Source organism: Pseudomonas shahriarae, assembly GCF_014268455.2.
GTDB lineage: Bacteria > Pseudomonadota > Gammaproteobacteria > Pseudomonadales > Pseudomonadaceae > Aquipseudomonas > Aquipseudomonas shahriarae.
Window position 1 is genome coordinate 4,577,549 of the sequence record NZ_CP077085.1, and the last position, 20,944, is coordinate 4,598,492.

General features: G+C 60.1%; 25 protein-coding genes. 5 read left to right on the top strand and 20 right to left on the bottom strand.

Annotated elements, in window-relative coordinates; translation table 11 throughout:
• Window position 1: 1 nt before the first annotated feature.
• From HU773_RS20280 to HU773_RS20340, 13 genes are all read right to left on the bottom strand, one after another.
• Entirely contained in the window at window positions 2-1,411 is a 1,410-nt protein-coding gene (locus HU773_RS20280; RefSeq protein WP_186625665.1) for a circularly permuted type 2 ATP-grasp protein, read from the bottom strand.
• 71 nt (window positions 1,412-1,482) lie between these two features.
• Window positions 1,483-1,869, bottom strand: coding sequence for a hypothetical protein (locus HU773_RS20285; RefSeq protein WP_186625663.1), 387 nt, complete (start codon window positions 1,867-1,869; stop codon window positions 1,483-1,485).
• A 4-nt stretch (window positions 1,870-1,873) separates the two neighbouring features.
• Window positions 1,874-2,215: a ribonuclease E inhibitor RraB gene (locus tag HU773_RS20290; RefSeq protein ID WP_029299641.1), complete on the bottom strand. Its 342-nt coding sequence runs from the start codon at window positions 2,213-2,215 to the stop codon at window positions 1,874-1,876.
• A 211-nt stretch (window positions 2,216-2,426) separates the two neighbouring features.
• Window positions 2,427-2,663, bottom strand: coding sequence for a hypothetical protein (locus tag HU773_RS20295; RefSeq protein ID WP_225923814.1), 237 nt, complete (start codon window positions 2,661-2,663; stop codon window positions 2,427-2,429).
• A gap of 103 nt (window positions 2,664-2,766) precedes the next feature.
• Complete coding sequence (locus HU773_RS20300; protein WP_057439582.1) at window positions 2,767-3,375, bottom strand: START domain-containing protein; 609 nt, start codon at window positions 3,373-3,375, stop codon at window positions 2,767-2,769.
• A 41-nt stretch (window positions 3,376-3,416) separates the two neighbouring features.
• Complete coding sequence (locus HU773_RS20305; protein WP_076961156.1) at window positions 3,417-3,671, bottom strand: YkgJ family cysteine cluster protein; 255 nt, start codon at window positions 3,669-3,671, stop codon at window positions 3,417-3,419.
• Between the two features lie 160 nt (window positions 3,672-3,831).
• A complete protein-coding gene (locus HU773_RS20310; protein WP_115128740.1) occupies window positions 3,832-4,320 on the bottom strand; it encodes a translation initiation factor 2 in 489 nt (162 codons plus the stop codon).
• A 104-nt stretch (window positions 4,321-4,424) separates the two neighbouring features.
• Window positions 4,425-5,864, bottom strand: coding sequence for an aminotransferase-like domain-containing protein (locus HU773_RS20315; RefSeq protein ID WP_057960378.1), 1,440 nt, complete (start codon window positions 5,862-5,864; stop codon window positions 4,425-4,427).
• Between the two features lie 299 nt (window positions 5,865-6,163).
• Entirely contained in the window at window positions 6,164-6,967 is an 804-nt protein-coding gene (locus HU773_RS20320; RefSeq protein ID WP_057960379.1) for an OmpA family protein, read from the bottom strand.
• Window positions 6,964-7,320: a DUF4398 domain-containing protein gene (locus HU773_RS20325; protein WP_057439585.1), complete on the bottom strand. Its 357-nt coding sequence runs from the start codon at window positions 7,318-7,320 to the stop codon at window positions 6,964-6,966. Before HU773_RS20325 ends, HU773_RS20320 begins: the two co-directional genes overlap by 4 nt.
• 9 nt (window positions 7,321-7,329) lie before the next feature.
• Window positions 7,330-8,145 carry a substrate-binding periplasmic protein gene (locus tag HU773_RS20330; RefSeq protein ID WP_057439586.1) on the bottom strand — a complete coding sequence of 272 codons (816 nt, stop codon included), beginning with the start codon at window positions 8,143-8,145 and terminating at the stop codon, window positions 7,330-7,332.
• Window positions 8,146-8,224: 79 nt separating this feature from the next.
• Entirely contained in the window at window positions 8,225-9,154 is a 930-nt protein-coding gene (locus HU773_RS20335) for an electron transfer flavoprotein subunit alpha/FixB family protein (RefSeq protein WP_057960381.1), read from the bottom strand.
• A gap of 2 nt (window positions 9,155-9,156) precedes the next feature.
• Window positions 9,157-9,906: an electron transfer flavoprotein subunit beta/FixA family protein gene (locus HU773_RS20340; protein ID WP_057960382.1), complete on the bottom strand. Its 750-nt coding sequence runs from the start codon at window positions 9,904-9,906 to the stop codon at window positions 9,157-9,159.
• A gap of 556 nt (window positions 9,907-10,462) precedes the next feature.
• On the opposite strand from HU773_RS20340, the gene HU773_RS20345 reads away from it, so the two are divergent.
• Window positions 10,463-12,127 (top strand): electron transfer flavoprotein-ubiquinone oxidoreductase, encoded by a 1,665-nt coding sequence (locus tag HU773_RS20345; RefSeq protein ID WP_115128743.1) that lies wholly within the window; start codon window positions 10,463-10,465, stop codon window positions 12,125-12,127.
• A 97-nt stretch (window positions 12,128-12,224) separates the two neighbouring features.
• Here the strand turns inward: HU773_RS20345 and HU773_RS20350 are convergent, their stop codons facing one another.
• Complete coding sequence (locus HU773_RS20350; protein ID WP_057439589.1) at window positions 12,225-13,118, bottom strand: AraC family transcriptional regulator; 894 nt, start codon at window positions 13,116-13,118, stop codon at window positions 12,225-12,227.
• A gap of 182 nt (window positions 13,119-13,300) precedes the next feature.
• Between HU773_RS20350 and HU773_RS20355 the strand changes: the two genes are divergently transcribed.
• The gene (locus HU773_RS20355) at window positions 13,301-14,353 is read left to right on the top strand and encodes an NAD(P)-dependent alcohol dehydrogenase (RefSeq protein ID WP_057444959.1); all 1,053 of its coding nucleotides are present in this window, start codon (window positions 13,301-13,303) and stop codon (window positions 14,351-14,353) included.
• Here the strand turns inward: HU773_RS20355 and HU773_RS20360 are convergent, their stop codons facing one another.
• Together HU773_RS20360 and HU773_RS20365 are read right to left on the bottom strand one after the other, a co-directional pair.
• Complete coding sequence (locus HU773_RS20360) at window positions 14,354-15,157, bottom strand: IclR family transcriptional regulator (protein ID WP_115128745.1); 804 nt, start codon at window positions 15,155-15,157, stop codon at window positions 14,354-14,356. It abuts the gene before it with no gap.
• A gap of 71 nt (window positions 15,158-15,228) precedes the next feature.
• Complete coding sequence (locus tag HU773_RS20365) at window positions 15,229-15,708, bottom strand: GNAT family N-acetyltransferase (protein WP_057439591.1); 480 nt, start codon at window positions 15,706-15,708, stop codon at window positions 15,229-15,231.
• A 184-nt stretch (window positions 15,709-15,892) separates the two neighbouring features.
• On the opposite strand from HU773_RS20365, the gene HU773_RS20370 reads away from it, so the two are divergent.
• The 3 genes from HU773_RS20370 to HU773_RS20380 all read left to right on the top strand — a co-directional run bounded on the left by HU773_RS20370 (window position 15,893) and on the right by HU773_RS20380 (window position 17,839).
• Window positions 15,893-17,101, top strand: coding sequence for an MFS transporter (locus HU773_RS20370; protein ID WP_186625661.1), 1,209 nt, complete (start codon window positions 15,893-15,895; stop codon window positions 17,099-17,101).
• A gap of 85 nt (window positions 17,102-17,186) precedes the next feature.
• Window positions 17,187-17,525 carry a hypothetical protein gene (locus HU773_RS20375; protein WP_057439593.1) on the top strand — a complete coding sequence of 113 codons (339 nt, stop codon included), beginning with the start codon at window positions 17,187-17,189 and terminating at the stop codon, window positions 17,523-17,525.
• A gap of 53 nt (window positions 17,526-17,578) precedes the next feature.
• Window positions 17,579-17,839 (top strand): hypothetical protein, encoded by a 261-nt coding sequence (locus tag HU773_RS20380; RefSeq protein ID WP_057960387.1) that lies wholly within the window; start codon window positions 17,579-17,581, stop codon window positions 17,837-17,839.
• A 65-nt stretch (window positions 17,840-17,904) separates the two neighbouring features.
• On the opposite strand, the gene HU773_RS20385 is transcribed toward HU773_RS20380, so the two are convergent.
• The 4 genes from HU773_RS20385 to HU773_RS20400 all read right to left on the bottom strand — a co-directional run bounded on the left by HU773_RS20385 (window position 17,905) and on the right by HU773_RS20400 (window position 20,881).
• Complete coding sequence (locus tag HU773_RS20385; RefSeq protein WP_057960388.1) at window positions 17,905-18,642, bottom strand: class I SAM-dependent methyltransferase; 738 nt, start codon at window positions 18,640-18,642, stop codon at window positions 17,905-17,907.
• 7 nt (window positions 18,643-18,649) lie between these two features.
• Complete coding sequence (locus HU773_RS20390) at window positions 18,650-19,216, bottom strand: DUF1285 domain-containing protein (protein WP_057439594.1); 567 nt, start codon at window positions 19,214-19,216, stop codon at window positions 18,650-18,652.
• 16 nt (window positions 19,217-19,232) lie between these two features.
• Window positions 19,233-19,838 (bottom strand): DUF4823 domain-containing protein, encoded by a 606-nt coding sequence (locus HU773_RS20395; RefSeq protein WP_057439595.1) that lies wholly within the window; start codon window positions 19,836-19,838, stop codon window positions 19,233-19,235.
• A 74-nt stretch (window positions 19,839-19,912) separates the two neighbouring features.
• Complete coding sequence (locus tag HU773_RS20400) at window positions 19,913-20,881, bottom strand: GTP 3',8-cyclase MoaA (protein ID WP_057960389.1); 969 nt, start codon at window positions 20,879-20,881, stop codon at window positions 19,913-19,915.
• Between the last annotated feature and the right edge of the window lie 63 nt (window positions 20,882-20,944).

The following is a 20,944-nucleotide window of genomic DNA, read 5'->3' on the forward strand; positions in this document are numbered from 1 at the left end:
TTCAATCCTCCACCACCCAGGTGTCTTTGGTGCCGCCGCCCTGGGACGAGTTGACCACCAGCGAGCCTTCACGCAGCGCGACACGGGTCAGCCCGCCCGGCACCACGCGGGTTTCCTTGCCCGACAGGACGAACGGCCGCAGGTCGATATGCCGCGGTGCGATGCCGTTTTCGACAAAGGTCGGGCACGTCGACAGGCACAGGGTCGGCTGGGCAATGTAGGCATGGGGCTTGGCCTTGATCCGTGCGCGAAAGGCTTCGATCTCGGCGGCCGTGGCGGCAGGCCCGACCAGCATGCCGTAGCCACCGGAGCCCTGGGTTTCCTTGACCACCAGCTCTGGCAAATTGGCCAGTACATGGGACAGCTCGTCAGGCTTGCGGCACTGGAACGTCGGAACGTTCTTCAGAATGGGTTCTTCATCCAGGTAAAAGCGGATCATGTCGGTGACGAAGGGATACACCGATTTGTCATCCGCCACCCCGGTGCCAATGGCATTGGCCAGCACCACATTACCCGAGCGATAGGCGGCCAGCAGGCCCGGCACGCCGAGCATCGACTCCGGGTTGAAGGCCAACGGGTCGAGGTAGGCATCGTCGAGACGCCGGTAGATCACGTCCACCGCCTTGGGCCCGTCGGTGGTGCGCATGAATACCCGGTCGTCACGCACGAACAGGTCGGCGCCCTCCACCAGTTCCACGCCCATTTCCCGGGCAAGAAACGCATGTTCGAAAAACGCACTGTTGAACCGCCCTGGCGTCAGTACCACCACACTGGGGTTGTCCAGCGGGCTGGAACTTTTCAGGGTGTCGAGCAGCAGGTTGGGATAATGGTCGATCGGCGCAATGCGTTGGGCGGCGAACAGTTCAGGGAACAGGCGCATCATCATCTTACGGTCTTCGAGCATGTAGCTCACACCGCTGGGGGTGCGCAGGTTGTCTTCCAGCACGTAGTACGTGCCGTCGCCATCCCGTACCAGATCGACCCCAGAGACGTGGGAATAGAGACCACGGTGCAGGTCCAGGCCCTGCATCGCCAGTTGGTATTGCTCATTGGCCAACACTTGCTCGGCAGGAATAATCCCGGCCTTGATAATGCGTTGGTCGTGATACAGGTCGGCGAGGAACAGGTTCAATGCCTTGACCCGCTGAATACAGCCACGTTCGACCACCCGCCACTCGCTGGCGGGAATGCTGCGCGGGATGGTATCGAAGGGAATCAGGCGCTCGGTGCCCTGTTCGTCGCCGTACAGGGTGAAGGTGATACCGGCGCGGTGAAACAGCAGATCGGCTTCACGGCGGCGCTGGGCCAGCAGTTCGGGCGGCGTTTCAGCCAGCCAGCGGGCAAACTCGCGATAGTGAGGTCGAACCTGGCCGACCTCATCGTACATTTCATCGTAATAAGTGCGGATCATGCCGAACTCCTTGTCACCCGGACGCAACGGACTGTCGCAAGGCCCGTGCCAGCGGCATAAACACTTAAGTATCAATCAGTTGGATACAGTAAAAGGCTGCTACGCACCGTCCTGGTGCAGTTAACGCCCACGCGTTGCCACGCGCGCTTCAAAGCGACGCAGGCATTGCCTATCACCAGCATAGTCAGAGTTGATTTCACTGCCCGGGAAAGCCTGCGGATAATCACCCTCATTCGCTGAACAGGATTCGTCCTACAGCATCCCCACAGCACCGCCGGTAATTTGCTCGTGCAAGTACCGACCGGTTCCCCTTCTTTCCGGTCTTCCCTTTTGGCCACCTTGCTCGGGTGGCCTTTTTTTTGTGGAGGATTTTTCGCAATAAGTTCCAAGTACTTTGCCGCGCCACAAACAAAATCGGCCGACCCAAGGGTCAGCCGATACGCTGCTTTATTGATCATGCGACTACATGGGTAACCCACGAACCTCGTGCTTCACGCCCCATCCTTCGATAATCCCGCCCAAGGGCTCGACTACCGCCTCAAAGTCCTGCTCGAAATCACCTATACCGTCATAGGTGGCGAACATGACCTTGCTTAGTTCCAGGAACCAGGCGCCATCATCCCGCGCACTGACCTGGGCATTGATCGACTCGCCACGAAACCGACCCGCAGCCCGGCGCGCACGTTCCTCATCCGGGAAAATGGCGTAGAACTCGATGGGGTGGAAACGTGAAAAGTCAAAGCCGCCCTCTTTCATGCGGCGTAACACGTGGGTGCTGATGTCTTCTTGATAGGCTGTGCTCATGAAACGTCCTCCTGAACCGATGGATAGACTTTCCGTGCTTCCCAGGGCCTGCGCGTGAACAGCGCAGGTAGACGGCAATGACATCGCCGCAGGAAAACAAGCATGTAGCTGACAAGACCAGACCTTAGCGATTCATTCGCTGATCTCCCTTGCAGAGTAGCGCGAAGCTATCAGCTCCACCAGCAGCGCTTTAACAACGTACAGGGAATATTCAGGGGGCGGGAGAGATGTCGAGGATCTGGATACTGTTCTGATCCTTCAGGCTTTTCACCGTCGGTTCGGCGATGCGACCGTCCAGGTCATTGAGGTCCAGTTTGGCGGGGATGGGCAGTAATTTGGCGCGAATCATCTGTGCGGCGACTTCGAGGCTGGGCTTTTGCGCGCAGCTGAACTGCTCCACGGACTGCACGCCGTGATCATCAACGAAGGTAACTTGCCAGTTTTGCATCAGTGCCTCCTCGATAAAGCCCATGGATGGGCTTATACCTATCTGGACCTTGAGGGCGCGGCGATCGTTCCACTCAAGGCAGGAGGCACCTGATCGGTTGGGCTTACGGCTTCTCGGCCGCTGCCTTGAGGGCTTTCAAGGTGTTGAAGGGGGCTTCAACCACAAACTTGTTGGCCAACCAGGAAGGCACGCTGCCGCCTGGCTCGGTGTGGACCTGGTAGGTCACTTCGGTCTGGTCGGCACCTTTGGGCACCAGTTTCCAGAAGCCTTCTACCTGGGCCACACGCACATAACCCTTCTCTTCCGGCAGATAGGTGGGTACTTCCAGCAGCTTGCGGGTCACGCTGCCATCGGCAGCCTGGGTGGTGGTGATTTCCAGGATCGAGTCACGATCGGTCACCGGGAACGGCGCCTTGAACTGGGTGTAGGTCCAGCTCTTGTCGCCTTCCTTCTTGAGCAACTTCTGCGACTTGCATTCGTGAATCCACTTACAGGCACCGACGACATCGTCCTGCAGGGCCTGGACCTTGGCCAATGGCGCCTTGATCACAGTAACGCCGCGATAAGCCTTGTACTTGGAGCCAGCCACTTCACTCAAGGCAACTTTGATGCCTTCTTCATCCTTGGCAACCTGCCACTCTTCTGCCTGTGCAGCAGCCGCAAACAACACCGTAAAACCGCACAACACAGCCATTCGTTTCAGCGAACCCATTGGTGTATTCCTTATTGTTGAAGTTCTGACATTAAAGCCCACTAAGCCGCCGTCATCTGCTCCCACCAGCCGATCAACCTGATCGCTTCTTCCTGGCTACTACCACAGACCTCAAGATCTGCCGCAAAGGCACCGCACACCGCAGGCCGCTCCGGCTGGCCAAACAATTGGCACAGCTGTTCGACCGACAGATGCAGGCAGCGTTCGCCTGCGGGTTTGCCATTAGGCATACCGGGCAACGGCGAACTGATGGAGGGGGCTATACAGCAGGCGCCACAGCCTTCACGGCATTTCATGACCAACAGGTCCTCGACGACATAGTGTTGATGGCCGGGCTAGAGTACGCCCTAAAACATCCGTTTTAAAATGGTCTAACAGGGGTTTTTCGCAGAAAACAAAAGTGACCGACCAGTCTGCGACAGAAGGTCAGTGGATCAGGTCACTTTGCGGGGAAGATTAATTCTTGAATTCAAAATCCAGAGCCGCGCCTTCAACGTCGCGTCGCTCTTCATTGCGCATTTGCAACTGCATTTCATTGCTGAGCAAACGCCCGTTGATCTGGAATGCACTGTTATCGACCGGCTTCTCATCAAACATCGGCGGCAACAACGGTACGTTTCTAGGTTGCGGCATGGTGCCAAGGGGCTGCAGATGGCGGACCATTTCCTGGGGCAGACTGAGGTCCAGTTGTGCAGGCGCCAGCTTGGTCTGGGCCACTTCACGGGCCGACTTGGATTTGCTGGCGGTAGGTGCGCGCTTTTTCACCTTGGCGGCTTTTTTAACCGGGGCGGGCTTTTTCGCCTGGACCGTTTTTTTAGCCGGGGCCGGCTTTTGTTCAGCGGCTGCCAGCACGATCGGCGCACTGGCAGGTGCTGCCAGTACAGGCGTGGCGTTGCACAGGCCCGCCAGACAGATCAACAGCGCGGCAGGAAAAATATAAGTCATATCGCCTACAGCATTAACGGCAGAAGGCCATATGCTCGCTTGTTGAGCGCGGCATGACAAGCGCGGTGATTAGCCACCTACCGTTCATGCCCGTCTTTGGCCCTTCAAAACCCGCTCGCCGCCTCCTGGCACAACTGGTTGGCCAGCATGCCCAGGGTCATCAAGGCGCGCTCGGCTTCACGGTTCCACGGGGTACCGCAATTAAGCCGGATACAGTGGTTGAACTGTTCTGTATTGCTGAAGATCAGCCCCGGCGCAATGCTGATGCCCTGCTGCAGGGCGCGCACGTGCAGTTCCTGGGTGTTGACCCTGCCCGGCAGGCTGACCCACAGGATAAAACCGCCGGTCGGTCGGCTCATCTGCGTGCCTTCGGGGAAATACTGCTGCACCGCCAACTGGAAGGCGCTGAGGTTCTTGCGGTATTCCTGGCGAATGTAGCGCAGGTGCCGGTCGTAACCGCCGTTCTCCAGGTACGCCGCCACCCCCATCTGCGTGACGCTGCACGCCGAGTGGGTGCTGAACATCTGCAGGCGCTGGATCTCCTGCTGGTATTTGCCGGCAATCATCCAGCCGATGCGCACGCCGGGGGACAGGGTCTTGGAAAAACTCGAGCAGTAGATCACCCGGTCCAGGCGGTCATACGCCTTGAGGGCCTTGGTGCGGCCCAATTCGAACATCAATTCGCCGTAGATATCATCTTCAACAATCTGGATATCGAAATCCGAGGCCAGGCGCAGCAACTGTTTCTGCCGCTCTTCGGGCATGGTGCCGCCCAGGGGATTGCTCAGGCGCGTGGTCAGCACCAGGGCCTTGATCGACCATTGGTTGGCCGCCAGTTGCAGGGCCTCCAGGCTCATGCCGGTGGCCGGGTCGCTGGGGATCTCGATGACCTTGAGGCCGAGCAAGTCCGCCAGTTGCAACAGGCCGTAATAGGTGGGGGACTCGGCAGCGATCAGGTCGCCGGGACGGGTCAGCACGCGCAAGGACATCTGCAACGCATCGACACACCCGTGGGTGATCACCACTTCAGACGGGTCGACCACCACGCCGGCATCGCGCATGCGAATCGCGACCTGGCGCCGCAACGGCTCAAAGCCCGGGCTGAACATATAGCTGAACGCCCGTGGGCTCTGGAAGCGCGTGACCTTGGCCAGTTGCTGGTGCAGCGCGCGTACCGGCAGGTAATCGACACTGGGCACGGCGGCGCCGAGCGGGAACACTCCTTCACGACGGGACTCGACCAAGACCTGTTGAATGATACTGCTGCGTGTGACCAGGCCCGGGCGCTCGACCCGCGCAATATCCGGCGTCGGTGCGGTCAGGGCCGGGGTCTGGTGCACGTAATACCCGGACTGCGGCCGCGCGCGGATCAACCCCTGATCCTCGAGATTGGCGTAGGCCTGCAACACCGTGGCATGACTGACATTGAGCTGGGAGCTCATCTTGCGCACCGAAGGCACGCGCTCACCCGGTTGATAGACACCGCGCCGGATATCCTCAGCCAATTGCTGGGCGATACGTTGGTAAAGCAAGAGATTGGTCATGACGCAGCACTCGATTTCACGGGTATTTTATTTTTGTGTGAAACATACCGGCACAGTTTAGAAGTGTACGGGGACAGTTGCCACAATAGTCGAGGACGGGCGGCAGTGATAGAAAAAACTGTAGGGGTTGAGCACGCAATGGCGGGCATGAAAAACCCGATCGAGGATCGGGTTACGGGGCGAGACACACAGCCTATTCCCTGTGGGAGCTGGCTTGCCTGCAATGGCATCGCTGCGGTTCAGTTGAAAGTCCGCGTCGCCTGTATCGCAGGCAAGTCGGCGCCCACAAGAACTGAGGTTCAGCGCGCGGCGCCGAGCTGGCCCTTGTCATCGGAGAAGACAATCTCCACACGCCGGTTCTGCGCCCGCCCCCGTTCGGAAGCATTCACTTCCACCGGGTACTGATCGCCATAACCTTCCACCTGGATGCGTTTGTCATCAATGCCCAGGTCAACCAGTACATCCGCCACGGCCTGTGCCCGGTCACGGGACAGTTTGAGGTTTTCCTGCTCGCCGCCGGTACTGTCGGTATAGCCCTCGATCCGCACTACGCGCTTGGGGTTCAGTTGCAGGAATTGCACGATCTTCAGCACTGTACGGTTGGCGGAGTTTTTCAGTTCAGCCTGGCCGGTGTCGAACAGCACATCGCCCAGGGTCATCACCAGGCCACGATCGGTCTGGGTGGTGGTCAGGCTGGCGATCTGCTCTTCGAGCCACTTGCCCTGTTGTTGCACGCTCAACAATTTGGCCTCGCGCAGCGCCAGTTGCAGGCGTTGGCGCTCCAGTTCGCGTTTGGCGGCACGTTCTTCGTTGAGCACCAGTTGCGTATGTTCCCGGGCAATCGCGCTGTAGCGCTGGCTCAGGTAGGCGTAATGCACCACGTCGCCACCACTGCCCCAGTAGCTGGACAGACGGTCGGCGCGGGCCAGGGACTCACCGGCGCGGATCACGTCCTTGGGCGCGATGCGCAATACATTGGAGTCTTCCTTGACCTTCTGGAAGTCGCTGCCGGCCTGTTGCAACGCAGTGTCGCTATTGGGGTGGCTGGCACAGCCGCCGAGCACCAAGCTGCTCAATAGCAGCCCACAGGTCAGACGGTTCATTGAGCATCTCCCAGCTGTTTGCGCAGGCGGGTGATACGGGTGTCGAGGACATTCAACTGTTCCTGGCTTTTTTGCGTCAGCACCCGTGCCTCTGCCAGGCGGGCATCCAGTTCGGCCTGTTCAGCCAGCATGCGGGCATCCTTGTAGGATTCATCCGCCATATCGGCCTTGGCCTGGGCCAGCTTCGTTTCGGCGAGTTTCAACTCGGGCACGTCGTCAGCAACGGCCCCCACGGCGGCGGCTTGCTCCAGGGCTTGCTGGGTCAGGCGCATTTGCTCATTCGGCGCAGGATCTGCGGCACAGCCCGCCAGCGTTACTACGGCGAGGGCGGCGAAAAGAGGTCGAATAGTCACTAAAAATCCCTACTTTGTTGAGGTACCGACGGGTTGCTGCAACTGCGTCTTCCAGCGTTCGATATTGCGCTGCAACGCGGCTTCCGTCAGACCGGACGCGGCCAATTCTGTCATCTTTTTCGCGAGCTGTCCGCGCAACCACGGATCATTGCAGGCAGAGTTGTGGGAAATCGCCAGGAACAGCCCCGGCTGATCAATCGGCAGCTCACGGGCCAGCAAGTCTTTGCTCATCCCCAGGGTCTGGGCCATGGCCATGCCGGAGTAACGTCCCGCCAGCACGTAGTCCACTTCACCCAGCAACAGTTTCTGCAAGGCCGGGGTCAAGGTTGGCACGCGTTCCAGGGTCAGGTGCTCGCTGGCAAAGGTTTCAAACTCAGGGGAAAGGCGCGCCCGCTCTGAGACCGCACCTTTGTGGCCATGCAAATCGGCCGCGCTGGCGTAGACCAGGGGCGAGTCGACGCGGGTCCACACCCGGTAATCGGCCTGCATCAGCGCCGGGTGGATGTAGTCCAGGGTCTCCAGTTCACTGACGTTCAGCGGCGCGTCGAGCAGCATGTCCATGCGCCCGCTGCGCACTTCTTCAAGGGCCAGGGAACGCTTGCCGCCGTACAGCAGGTCGATTTTCAGCCCCAGTTCCTTGGCCACTTGTTGCAACACATCGGCATTCGCGCCGATCAGGTGGGTGGGGGCTTGGGGGTCACGCCACAGGTAGGGCGGCGCATCCGGGCTGCCGGTCACCACTAGGCGCTCGCATTTGCCAGCCGCGATAGACACGGTCGGCAGCAGTGACAGGCCCAGCAGTACAGTCCAGCGACGCAGTTCCATGGCGTGTTTCCCGATCAAGAGTGGCGTGCAAAAAAAACCCGGTCATAAGACCGGGCTCTTTATAAGTGAAGCGGCTGGTTTAGACCAGCTTCTCCAACTCAGGTACAGCTTCGAACAAGTCCGCAACCAGGCCGTAATCCGCCACCTGGAAGATCGGTGCTTCTTCGTCCTTGTTGATCGCAACGATCACCTTGGAGTCTTTCATACCGGCCAAGTGCTGGATCGCGCCGGAGATACCGACCGCGATGTACAGCTGTGGCGCAACGATCTTGCCGGTCTGGCCGACCTGCATGTCGTTGGGTACGAAACCTGCGTCAACAGCCGCGCGGGAAGCGCCGACCGCAGCGCCCAGCTTGTCGGCCAGGGCGTACAGGTGTTTGAAGTTGTCACCGTTCTGCATGCCACGCCCGCCGGAAACGACGATCTTGGCAGCGGTCAGTTCAGGACGATCGGACTTGGCCAGCTCTTCGCCAACAAAGCTGGAAGTACCAGCGTCGTGCGCGGCAGCCACCGCTTCAACGGCAGCCGAACCACCTTCAGCGGCAACCGGGTCGAAACCGGTGGCACGGACGGTGATCACTTTGACCGCAGCAGTGGACTGCACGGTGGCAATGGCGTTACCGGCGTAGATCGGGCGCTTGAACGTGTCGGCGCTTTCGACCGAAACGATCTCGGAGATCTGGTCAACGTCCAGTTGCGCAGCGACGCGCGGCAGGATGTTTTTGCCGTTGGAAGTGGCGGCAGCCAGGATGTGGCTGTAGCCAGCGCCCAGCTCTGCAACCAGAGGGGCAACGTTTTCCGGCAACTGGTGAGCGTAGGCAGCGTTGTCAGCGGCCAGTACTTTGCTCACACCGGCGATTTTCGCGGCGGCTTCAGCCACGGCACCCACATTCTGGCCAGCGACCAGCACGTGGATATCACCACCGATTTTCGCAGCGGCAGCCACGGTGTTCAGGGTGGCCGGGGCCAGCACCTTGTTATCGTGTTCGGCGATTACGAGGATAGTCATGATCAGATCACCTTCGCTTCGTTTTTCAGTTTCTCGACCAGTTCAGCCACCGACTTGACCTTGATACCCGCGCTGCGTGCAGCTGGCGCTTCGACTTTGACGGTCTTGTTGGTAGAGGCGGTGGAAACGCCCAAAGCATCCGGAGTCAGCACTTCAAGCGGCTTCTTCTTGGCTTTCATGATGTTTGGCAGGGACGCATAACGCGGCTCGTTCAAACGCAGGTCGGTGGTGACGATGGCTGGCAGTTTCAGGGAAACGGTCTGCGCGCCGCCGTCGATTTCGCGGGTCACGGCAACGCTGTCGCCACTGACTTCGACTTTCGAGGCAAAGGTGCCCTGGCCGTAACCGGTCAGTGCAGCCAGCATCTGGCCAGTCTGGTTGTTGTCGCTGTCGATGGCCTGTTTGCCGAGGATCACCAGTTGCGGCTGTTCCTTGTCGACAACGGCTTTCAACAGCTTGGCCACGGCCAGCGAGGTCAGCTCTTCAGCGGATTCGACGAGAACCGCGCGATCGGCACCCAGGGCCAGGGCGGTACGCAGCTGCTCTTGAGCAGTGGTCGGACCGATGGAAACGACGACGATTTCAGTCACGACACCTTTTTCTTTCAGGCGTACGGCTTCTTCCACGGCGATTTCGCAGAAGGGGTTCATCGACATTTTGACGTTAGCCAGATCGACGCCGGAATTGTCCGCCTTGACGCGAACTTTCACGTTGTAATCGACAACGCGTTTGACAGCTACAAGAACCTTCATGGATTCCTCGTTACTCTCCGGTGAAAAGGAAGCCGCCCGGATAAACCTGGCGGTAGATGCTCAACGGCGCACAAGGGCACCTCTAAAAACGCAGGCCTTCATGACAGGTAACGTTGCACGTACTCAATAATAAAGACCGTTCGTCAGGGGTGACTGACAAGTCATTCATCGTTGCAACGTGTAAACTGCGCGCCAGCATTACGTGCGCGTCAACCTGCATGAGCAGTGCCTTGTCTTTGGACGTGGCCTTGAAACCGGCAGTCCGCCTACGAGAAGCGCAAAACCGACCGTATATTGACCGGAACACCTTTTCCGGTCAATACAGCAAAATGGTCAGATATAAGCCGCGTTGCTTTGATTTACCTAGCTCGCGGGCAATTCAAACAAACGTTTGTATTGGACGCTGAGAGTGGTGTAGATATAATGCGCCACCTAGAGAGAAAGGTGGGTCGTCCCCTGCCCTTTTGTAAGAAATTGGCGCAGAAGACGGCAGATAAAACACCGAACCTCCACCCATTAGAAAAAAAACTGTTGAGCCTTGAGTAGGAGATAGCCTGTGGAACGCGAATACATGGAATTCGACGTGGTCATCGTCGGCGCAGGGCCGTCGGGCCTGTCTGCCGCCTGCCGACTGAAGCAGAAGGCCGCCGAAGCCGGTAAGGAAATCAGCGTCTGCGTGGTCGAAAAAGGCTCGGAAGTCGGCGCACATATCCTGTCCGGCGCCGTATTTGAACCACGCGCCCTGAACGAATTGTTCCCGGACTGGAAAGAACTGGGCGCTCCACTCAACACCCCGGTGGTGCGCGACGACATCTATGTACTGCGCAGCAGCGACACCTCCACCAAGGTGCCTGACTTCTTTGTGCCCAAGACCATGCACAACGAAGGCAACTACATCATCTCCCTGGGTAACCTGTGCCGCTGGCTGGCCCAGCAGGCCGAGAACCTGGGCGTGGAAATCTACCCAGGTTTCGCGGCCCAGGAAGTACTGTTCGACGAAAACGGCGTAGTGCGCGGGATCATCACCGGCGACCTCGGCGTCGACCGTGAAGGTCATCCCAAAGAAGGCCTGTACACCCCAGGCATGGAACTGCGCGGCAAGTACACGCTGTTCGCCGAAGGCTGCCGTGGGCACCTGGGCAAGCAACTGATCCAGCGCTTCAACCTGGACAGCGATGCCGACGTACAGCACTACGGCATCGGCCTCAAGGAAATCTGGGAAATCGACCCGGCCAAGCACCAACCAGGCCTGGTGGTCCACACCGCCGGCTGGCCGCTGGACATCATGCGCAACGAGAACACCGGTGGTTCGTTCCTCTATCACCTGGAAAACAACCAGGTGGTCGTAGGCCTGATCGTCGACCTGTCCTACAGCAACACCTTCCTGTCGCCGTTCGATGAGTTCCAGCGCCTCAAGCATCACCCGGTGCTGGCCCAGTACCTGGAAGGCGGCAAGCGCATCAGCTACGGCGCCCGCGCCCTGGCCAAGGGCGGCATCAACTCGCTGCCGAAGATGGTATTCAAGGGCGGCGCCCTGATCGGTTGCGACCTGGGCACCATGAACGTGGCCAAGATCAAGGGCAGCCACACCGCCATGAAGTCCGGCATGCTCGCCGCAGACGCCGTGGCTGACCGTCTGTTCGCCGAATCCGAAGGCGGTGATGAACTGACGGCCTACGTCGACAGCTTCAAAGCCAGCTGGCTCTATGAGGAACTGTTCGCCACCCGTAACTTCGGCCCGGCGATGCACAAGTTCGGCCCGATCATCGGTGCCGGCTTCAACTGGTTCGACCAGAACATCCTCGGCGGCAAAATGCCGTTCACCCTGCATGACACCAAGCCGGACTACGCCTGCCTCAAGCTGGCCAAGGACAGCCAGAAGATCGACTACCCCAAACCCGACGGCAAGCTGAGCTTCGACAAGCTGAGCTCGGTGTTCCTCTCCAGCACCAACCATGAAGAAGAACAGCCGTGCCACTTGAAACTCAAGGACCCGAGCATCCCGATCGGCACCAACCTGCCGCTCTACGATGAACCGGCGCAACGCTACTGCCCGGCTGGCGTGTACGAAGTGATCACCCAGGAAGACGGCGAGAAGCGCTTCCAGATCAACGCCCAGAACTGTGTGCACTGCAAGACCTGTGACATCAAGGACCCTTCGCAGAACATCACCTGGGTGACGCCGGAAGGCGCGGGTGGGCCGACTTACCCGAATATGTAAGCCAACTGAGGCTCCCAAATGGGAGCCTTTTTTATGGGCGACTCGAGTCAATGTGGGCTTGCCTGCTCGTTCCCCCGCTCCGCGTGGGAACGATCATCTATGCCGCTCGCTCTTCACCCGGGTTGCGCAGGAAATAGCGCTTATATTCCCGACTGAACTGCGACGTACTCTGATACCCCACGTTATGCGCCGCCTGCGCCACACCCATGCCTTCTGCCAGTAACAACTGCTGGGCCTTGAGCAGGCGCAAGCGCTTGAGGTACTGCACCGGCGACAGCAGGGTGCAGCGCTTGAAATGCTCATGAAACGTCGACGCACTCATATGCGCATAACCGGCCAGGGTCTCGATGTTCAGCGGTTCGGCGTAATGGGCATGCAGGTGATTCAATGAGGTGGCAATCCGCGAGAACTGCCCCTGCTGTTCCACCAGGGCCCGCAGCACATCGGCCTGTGGCCCGCGCAAGGCGGTGAACAATAATTCCCGCACCCGCGCCGGCCCCATGATCCGGGCTTCCAGTGGATCGTGCAGGCACTGCAACAGCCGCTCGACGCAACCGCGCATCGCGTCATCGAGCACCACCGAGCTCATCGACTCCAAGGTCTGCGCCGCCGGCGGCGGGCCGGCTTGCATGCCCATAGCCATCACCAATTCGCCCAGCACCACCCGATCAATGCCTACGGTCACGCCATACAGCGGGGCATCGGCGGCCATGGCAAACGTCTCGCACTCGAACGGCACCGGCATCGCCTGGATCAGGTAATGCCCGGCGCCATACTCCAGGGTGCGCGGGCCCAGGTAGGCGAGCTTGCTGCCTTGGGCCACGAACATCAGGCTCGGTTCGTAGATCTGCGGCCCGCGCGCCACGTCGCAACTGGCGCGCAGCACCTGCACGCCTGCCAGGTGGGTCGGGGAAAAACCGTCGCAGGGCGTAAGCCCCTCAATCAAGGAAACCAGCGTGGCGTTGGCATCAAGATGGCGGGTCAACAACATGGCAAAAAACTTCGCGAAAAAGGGATAGGAACATCATCGCAGGTCTGGCGACCAATGAATCCAATCCACGGGCACTCCCGGACGAATAGGCATGAGACTCGGAGCATTTGCCATGTTCGCCCACAGGGTCGACGCGCAGAATTCGCCACCTCTCCCGTCCACGCTTTTGCGAGGTTTTCACCATGTACACTGCCATCGGTTATGCCGCCCAGTCGGCCACCACTCCCCTCGCCCCCATGTCCTTCGAGCGCCGTAGCCCACGCGCCGATGACGTGGCGATCGAAATCCTGTACTGCGGCGTCTGCCACTCCGACATCCACCAAGCGCGCAACGAATGGGGCATCGCCGTGTACCCATTGATGCCGGGCCACGAGATTGTCGGCAAGGTCACTGCCGTCGGCGCCAGCGTCACCGCCCATAAGGTTGGCGACCTGGTCGGCGTGGGCTGCATGGTGGATTCGTGCCGCCACTGCGAAGCGTGCAAATCGGACCTGGAGCAATACTGCCTCGAAGGCCCGACCATGACCTACGCCACCCCGGACCGGGTAGACGGCAGCAACACCATGGGCGGCTACTCCGACAGCATCGTGGTCAGCGAGCACTTTGTGGTGAAGATCCCGGCCAAGCTCGACCTGGCCAGCGCCGCGCCGATCCTCTGCGCGGGCATCACCACTTACTCGCCACTCAAGCACTACGGGGTCAAGGCCGGCGACAAGGTGGGGGTTCTCGGCATGGGCGGCCTGGGCCATATGGGCATCAAGTTCGCCAAGGCCATGGGCGCCGAAGTGACGCTGTTCACCCGCTCGGCGAACAAGGCAGAAGAAGGCCGACGCCAGGGTGCCGATCATGTGATCGTGTCCACCGATGCCGAGCAGATGAAAGCCGCCGCCGGCAGCTTCGACTTCCTGCTGGACACCATTCCGGTGCAGCACGATCTGAACCCCTACCTCGATGTTCTGCGCTTTGACGGCGTGCATATCCTGGTAGGTTTGATCGAACCGGTCGACCCGCCGGTCAATGCCGCCAAGCTGGTATTGGGCCGTAAAGTCCTGGCCGGCTCGCTGATCGGCGGCATTGCCGAAACCCAGGAAGTCCTGGATTTCTGCGCCGAGCACGGCATTACCTGCGACATCGAAATGCTCGATATCCGCCAGATCAACGAAGCCTATGCGCGCATGATTGCGGGCGACGTGAAGTACCGCTTCGTGATCGACATGGCCACCTTGAAGGCCTGATCAGGCCTTCGCGCCCAACTCTGCGGACAGCCGCGCTGCGACCTGCTTGACCAGGGGGATCAGCTCGGCCATTTTTTCCAGCGGCATGTAGGGCACCGTACTGGCGATGCTGATGCCGGCGACAATCCGCCGGCTGGCATCGCGCACCGGTGCGGCGACGCAGCGGATCGACGGCTCGTTGTCTTCCAGGTCGAATGCATAGCCACCCGCCACGTATTCACGCATACGCTGCTCAAACTGCTCCCAGGATTGCTCCGGGTGCTGCGGCCAGTGCAGGTTTTTCCCGCCTACCGGCAAGCTGACCTGATACAGGCGCTGCCACTCCTCTTGCGAGTCATCGAGCAACAAGGCCTTGCCGATCCCGGTACGTGCCAGGGGCATGCGGTGACCGACCCGCGAACGCATTTCCGGACCATTGCGCCCGGGGTTCTTGTGCAGGTACAGCACATCGTCGAACTCGCGGATCGCCAGGTGGATGGTGTCGCCGGTCAGCGCCGACAGCTCGTCCAGGTAGGGTATCGCCAGCGTCACCAGCGGCAGCTCGTCCCGCGCCTGGAAGCCCAGCTCGATCAGCTTCGGTCCCAACAGGTAACCGACTTGCGGCACCACTCGCAGGTAGCGCTCATCCACCAGGCAACTGGCCAGGCGGTGGGTGGTGCTGCGGGTGGTGCCGATGCGCCGGGCGATTTCCTTGAGGTCACGCGCGCCGGCCGCCACCGCCTGCACCACGCCCAGGCCGCGCAGCAGGGTCTGGGTGCCCGTGGGCGCGGGGTCTTTGGCGGGAATGGGTGGGTTTTCCTGCATGTAGGACCTATCTAGAAATGCGAAAGCGGCGGCCATTATGGCAAATGCCAGGCCTCAAGACAGGGCCGATCTCAGCCCTGGGCAAAGTCGCGCAATGCGTCGCCTTCCATGCGGTACCGCACCCATTCTTCCTGGGGTTGGGCACCGATGGATTTATAGAAGGCAATGGCCGGCTCGTTCCAGTCCAGCACGCTCCATTCAAAGCGCCCACAACCATTGTCATAGGCGATCTTGGCCAGGTGGCGCAGCAACTTCTTGCCCGCCCCGCCGCCGCGCTGCTCCGGGTTGATATACAGGTCTTCCAGGTACAGGCAGTTGCTGCCCAGCCAGGTGGAATAGCTGAAGAAAAACACCGCAAAACCAATCGGCAAGCCATCACGCAGGCAGATCAGGCCATGGGCAGTAGCGCCTTCGCTGAACAGGCTGCGCTCGATGTCCACCACGCTGGCGATCACTTCGTGGCGGGCTTTTTCGTACTCGGCCAGTTCAGTGATGAAGGTCAGGATCTGCGCAGCATCGCTGGGCACGGCGGGACGAATCTCGATGGTCATGAACAGGCCTGCGGCTAAAAAAGAAAGGACACATACTAAGGCCCTTTGATGACCGCTTGCAGGGTTTTATGCAGGTGATTACTCCGTCCTGCAGCAATGTTGGCACCGGTAACCACAGAACAAACCGGGCGGTAGCGCATGGTAAAAAGTCCGTCATAAATCCAACAGACGCCCAGGTTCGCCCATGCACCCCACTGCTCCGGTTGGCGGAAAGCTCTTCGCCTTGTTGTGCCTTGCCAGCTACCTGCTGTCACTGTCGTACGGTTCGACGTTTTTGTTATCGCTGCTGATTGATTCCAGAGGCGGCAACGAGCATGACGCCGGCAGCGTGATCTCCATGGCGATGCTCAGTACGTTTATCGCGGTGATTGTGTCCGGGCACCTGGCCGACGCCCTGGATGCCGCACGCGCGATTGCCTGCCTGGGGAGCCTGCTGGTGGCCGCCTGCCTGGGTTTTGCCCTGACGCCGGGTTTTGGCCAGGGCCTGATGCTGTTCGGCCTGGCCCTCGGGCTGGGCTGGGGCGTGTTCTATACCCTGGGCCCGATCATCGTGGCGATGCTGGTGCAGCCCAGCCAAAGAGCCAAATATTTCGCCTGGCTGTCGGGCAGCATGATGACCGGCATCGGTTCGGGCCCCTTGTTGGGACGGGCGGCCAGCGCCCTGGGCCTGCCCCTGGAAACCGCGTTTTATATCGCGGCCCTCGCAAGCCTCGTGGGCGTGCTGATCTTCTGGCGCCTGGGCAGCCATCTCCAGCAACAACCCAACTCGCTGGGCGCCGGCGCCGTCTCGAAAATCTCCTGGGCCAGCACCCGGCGTGTGCTGGGCTCCAAGGCGGTGTTCGCGATCATCATGGTCGGCCTGGGCGGCTGTGTATTTGGCGGCCTGTCGAGTTTCCAGACCAGCTACGCGGCACGCCATGGGCTGGATTATTCGCTGTTCTTTCTGGGCTTCATGGGGGCGGCAATCACCAGTCGTTTATTGATTGCCAGCTTTGTGGTCAGGCGCGATGCGTACTGGTCGGCCTGTGTGTTGTCTGGGTTGATGGTGGTGTCGATCCTGCTGTTGAGCTTCGGCGTGCATGACAGCTTCAGCTACTTGCTGGCGGCCGTTACCTTGGGGGTCGGTTACGGCCTGACCTATTCGGTGATCAACGGCCTGGCCGCCAATGAAGCGCCGAACGCCAGCACGTCCCAGGCCTTGCTGCTGTTCAGCCTGTCGTACTTTATAGGCGTCTTCGGCTTCCCGCTGCTGGCCGGCAAGCTGATCGTCGAGCAAGGCGTACCGACCCTACTGGCGAGCGTACTGGGCATCGCCTTGCTCAACTGGCTGATTACGCTGGCGCGCCTGATCTGGCGCCGGGTTGCCAAACACAAAATCTTACAGGTGAGCTGACACCGTTCGTCGTGATCCAGGCACCAACAATAAGGGCGGGCAGACCAACCTAAGGTAAGGACTTTATTCCTATGGAGGCTCCACCATGAATACTTCCAAAGTGACTGCCCTCGCCCTCGCCGGGTTGCTGTCTGCGGTATCTCTAGGCAGCTTCGCCGCGTCCGACCCTTCCACCGGTAAGACCGACCCGATTGGCAGCCCGCCCAACCCTGCCACCCAAGAGAGCAAAGACTCCATGGGCACCGGCCTGGATACCAATGGCGGAGCCATCATCCAGAACGGTGCCGACCCACGCACCCAAGGCAATGACGGCAACCGCCAGGGCCTGGGTACCGATGTGGAGAACGGCAAGATCGGCCCCGGCAAGAACGCCGCTCCGAGCGGCAACGATGACAACCTGCCCGGCGCACCGAAACAACCTTGACCCCTTGACCGACAGACGAACACTACCCCACCACTGACCCTGAAGAGGTATGCATGAACGTCGATAAAAACCTGGAGAAAGAAGTCCTCACCCGCCTGCTGCACGCGCACCCGAACGGTTTGGGTAAGGAGGTGCTGGATAACTACCGGGGCGAAAAAATCGTGGCCAGCACCCTGGCCACTCTTCAGGAGCGTGGACTGATCAAGGAAGGCCACGTGACCTGCAACGAGGCCGGCGAACACGCGCTGCACCTGCCGATCAAACTGACGGCCTCTGGCGTGGACGCCGCCCGCAAGCTGGAAAGCCAGCCGTAGCGGCTGTCGAGCCCTGGCGAGGCTGCGCTTGAGTGCGCAGTGCTCGCCCTTTCGCCAGGCATCACCTACAGCGTTGGGCGTTGCGCAGCCACCAGCAACATCATCGGCCGCTCCAGCTCCTCCGCCAACTCTGGCCGGGCCACAAGGTCCGCGGCACTCGGGCCCCATTCTTCAATATGGCTCAGGCTCAAGCCTGCTTTGATCAACATGTTGAGCAGCGTGCCCAGGGTACGGTGCTGCTTGATCACACCCTTGGCCAGCCAGTCGGTGACCCGTGGCCCTTCCAGTTGATAACTGTCCAGCGGCCAGCTTTTACGCCCTTGCTCATCGACCTGCCAGCCCGGTTGCCGGGGCGCCATGAAGATCGGGTGCTCGATGGAGAAAACCAGCCGTCCTCCCGGCTTCAGGGCTTTATGAATACGGGCAAACAGCCCGGGTAGATCGGTGATGTAGTGAAAGGCCAGCGAGCTGTAGGCCAGGTCATAAGCCGCATCGGGCAGATCAAGCTGCTCGAGGTCGGCAATGGCATAAGTAATGGCCGAGGATGAAGTCATTTCCTTCGCCCGCGCCAGCATCTTCTGTGAGACGTCCAGCCCCAGCACCTGTTCGGCGCCCTGTTCCTGGGCCCAGCGGCTGAACCAGCCATAACCACAGCCCAGGTCCACCACCTTCAATCCCTGCATCAGCGGCAACAACGCCTGCAACGCGGGCCATTCCGGCGCACCTGCCAACCCTTGCAGGGAGCGGCCCATTTGACTGTAGCCCGCGAAAAAGGCTGGGGTATCGTAGATATTCTGCGTCACGCCGGTATCAATCCCTGGGTTCCAGGCCTATCGGAAAGAACACCCCGCCACTCCAGATGCCCAGCCAACTCTCGCCATCGATCAGGCGCGTCACCGCCAGCTCCACCATCTGGTAGAACACGTTGCGATGAACCAGTGCTTCAAGGTTGTTGCGCACCCGCACGTAGGGCGACGGTTCCTGGGTCTGCGGATCAATCACCACCCGCAACGGGTGTTCGGGGCCGGCTTCGATGACGTCTTCGACATTGGAGGTAAACCGCAGGAGTTGGCTTTCGCCCTGCCCCTCGACCTCCATCGACACCGCCACAAATGGCGCGTCATCTACCTTGATCCCGACCTTTTCCACCGGAGTGATCAAAAAGTAATCATCGCCATCGCGGCGGATGATATTGGAGAACAGCTTGACCATCGGTTTACGCCCGATGGGGGTGCCCAGGTAGTACCAGGTGCCGTCGCGGGCGATACGCATGTCGATATCGCCACAGAAATCCGGGTTCCACAGATGAACCGGAGCCGGTCCCTTGCCCTTGGGCAACTGTGCCAACAAATCATTGGCCTTGGCCGAACCCGTCATGCTGTTCTCCTTTGAATTACTGGTCGCTCATGCCCAGCAGGCTGCGGGCGTACTGCCGCAACGGTGGGCCAAGCAAATCTTCGGGTTTATTGTCGTGGAACGTCAGTAAACCGCCACGACTGCGGATCCGTGCAGTATCAATCAAATACTGGGTGCTGGTCTCGATCAACATAATCTGGATCACGCCACTGTCGACACCCAGCCGGTCCAGGGCTTCCTGGTCGGCCCATTCATCTGCATTGCCAATGCGATCATCAGCCTTGGCGAACCGCGTGTACAACAGGTAATGGGCACCTGCTTCACGGGCTTCGGCCATGGCCTGCTCCAAACCTTCCGGGGCGCGGGCGCGGCGGACCATGGGGAAGTATTCGATAAAACCGTTGAAGGCTTCTTCGGCCACCACATTGGGTCGCGGGTAGGCACTGCCCGGCGGCGTGAACGCACCCTGGGCGATAAACACAAAGGAATCGGGCTGAATGCGAACCGAGTTGGAACGACGTGTGTCGCTGTGGTCCAGCAAACCGGCATCGCTCATCTGATAGCGAGTGCCTTCGGCCATATCGCTGACTGTCATGCAGCCACCCAGCGCAAACGACGCCAGCAACAAAACCAGACTACGCATCCTATCCTCCAGAGGCCGGTGACGGAAAACCGGCGAATGGGCACGAGATGCAGATTTTGCGCCAGCTTGCCTGGCTAGCCGCCAATGATCTTCATCACCGTCGCCCCGCCCGAAAACGCCACTTCCTGCTTATCGCCCAAGGCCTTGACCAGCAAGCCCTGTAACGCCGGCAAGGCCTGATGACGCGGCTTGTCCAACAAGTCGCCGACATAGTGGCGGTTGCTCGAAGACAGACAGCCGTGCAGCCAACCTGTGGAAGACAGACGCAGGCGTGAACAGGTTCGGCAAAACGGCACGCTTTCATTGGCGATCACGCCGAAGTGGCCCTGGCCGGGAATTTCATAGCGCACGGCCGTGGCATCCACCGGGGCGTCGGCCTGCAGGTATTCGTGATGTTCGCCAATCAGGCTCAACAGTTGTTGCAGGCTGACAAATTGCTGCAGGAAGGCGTTGGAGTCGCTAGCCAGGTGGCCCATGCGCATCAACTCGATAAAACGCAGTTCATAACCGCGCGCCAGGCAATATTCCAGCAGCGGCATCACCTGGTCGAGGTTCTGCCCGCGCAGCGGCACCATATTGACCTTGATCTTGATCCCCGCCGCACGTGCCTGGTCCATGCCATCAAGCACCGTGGCCAGGTCGCCGCCCCGGGCAATCCCGCGAAAGGCATCGGCATCCAGGGTGTCGAGGGACACGTTGATACGACGAATGCCGGCATCCACCAGCAGTGGCAACTTGCGCGCCAGTAACTGGCCATTGGTGGTCAGGCTGATATCACTCAAGCCCATCTGCCCGACGGCCTGCATAAAGGTTTCGAGCTTGGGGCTGACCAGCGGCTCGCCGCCGGTGATCCGCAGGCGATCAATGCCCGCTGCCTCGATCAGGTAGGCCACGCCACGCGCCATGGCCTCGGCCGAGAGTTCGTCCTGCGCAGCCACCAGCCGCTTGCCGTTGGGCACGCAGTAGGTACAGGCGTAATTGCAGGCTGAGGTCAGGCTGATCCGCAAATTGCGAAAACGCCTGCCTTGACGATCAACGATCATGGATCACTCCGGCAGAGGATAATTCGGGCGCGCTAAAACCTGACTCATAAATCAGATTTTAGC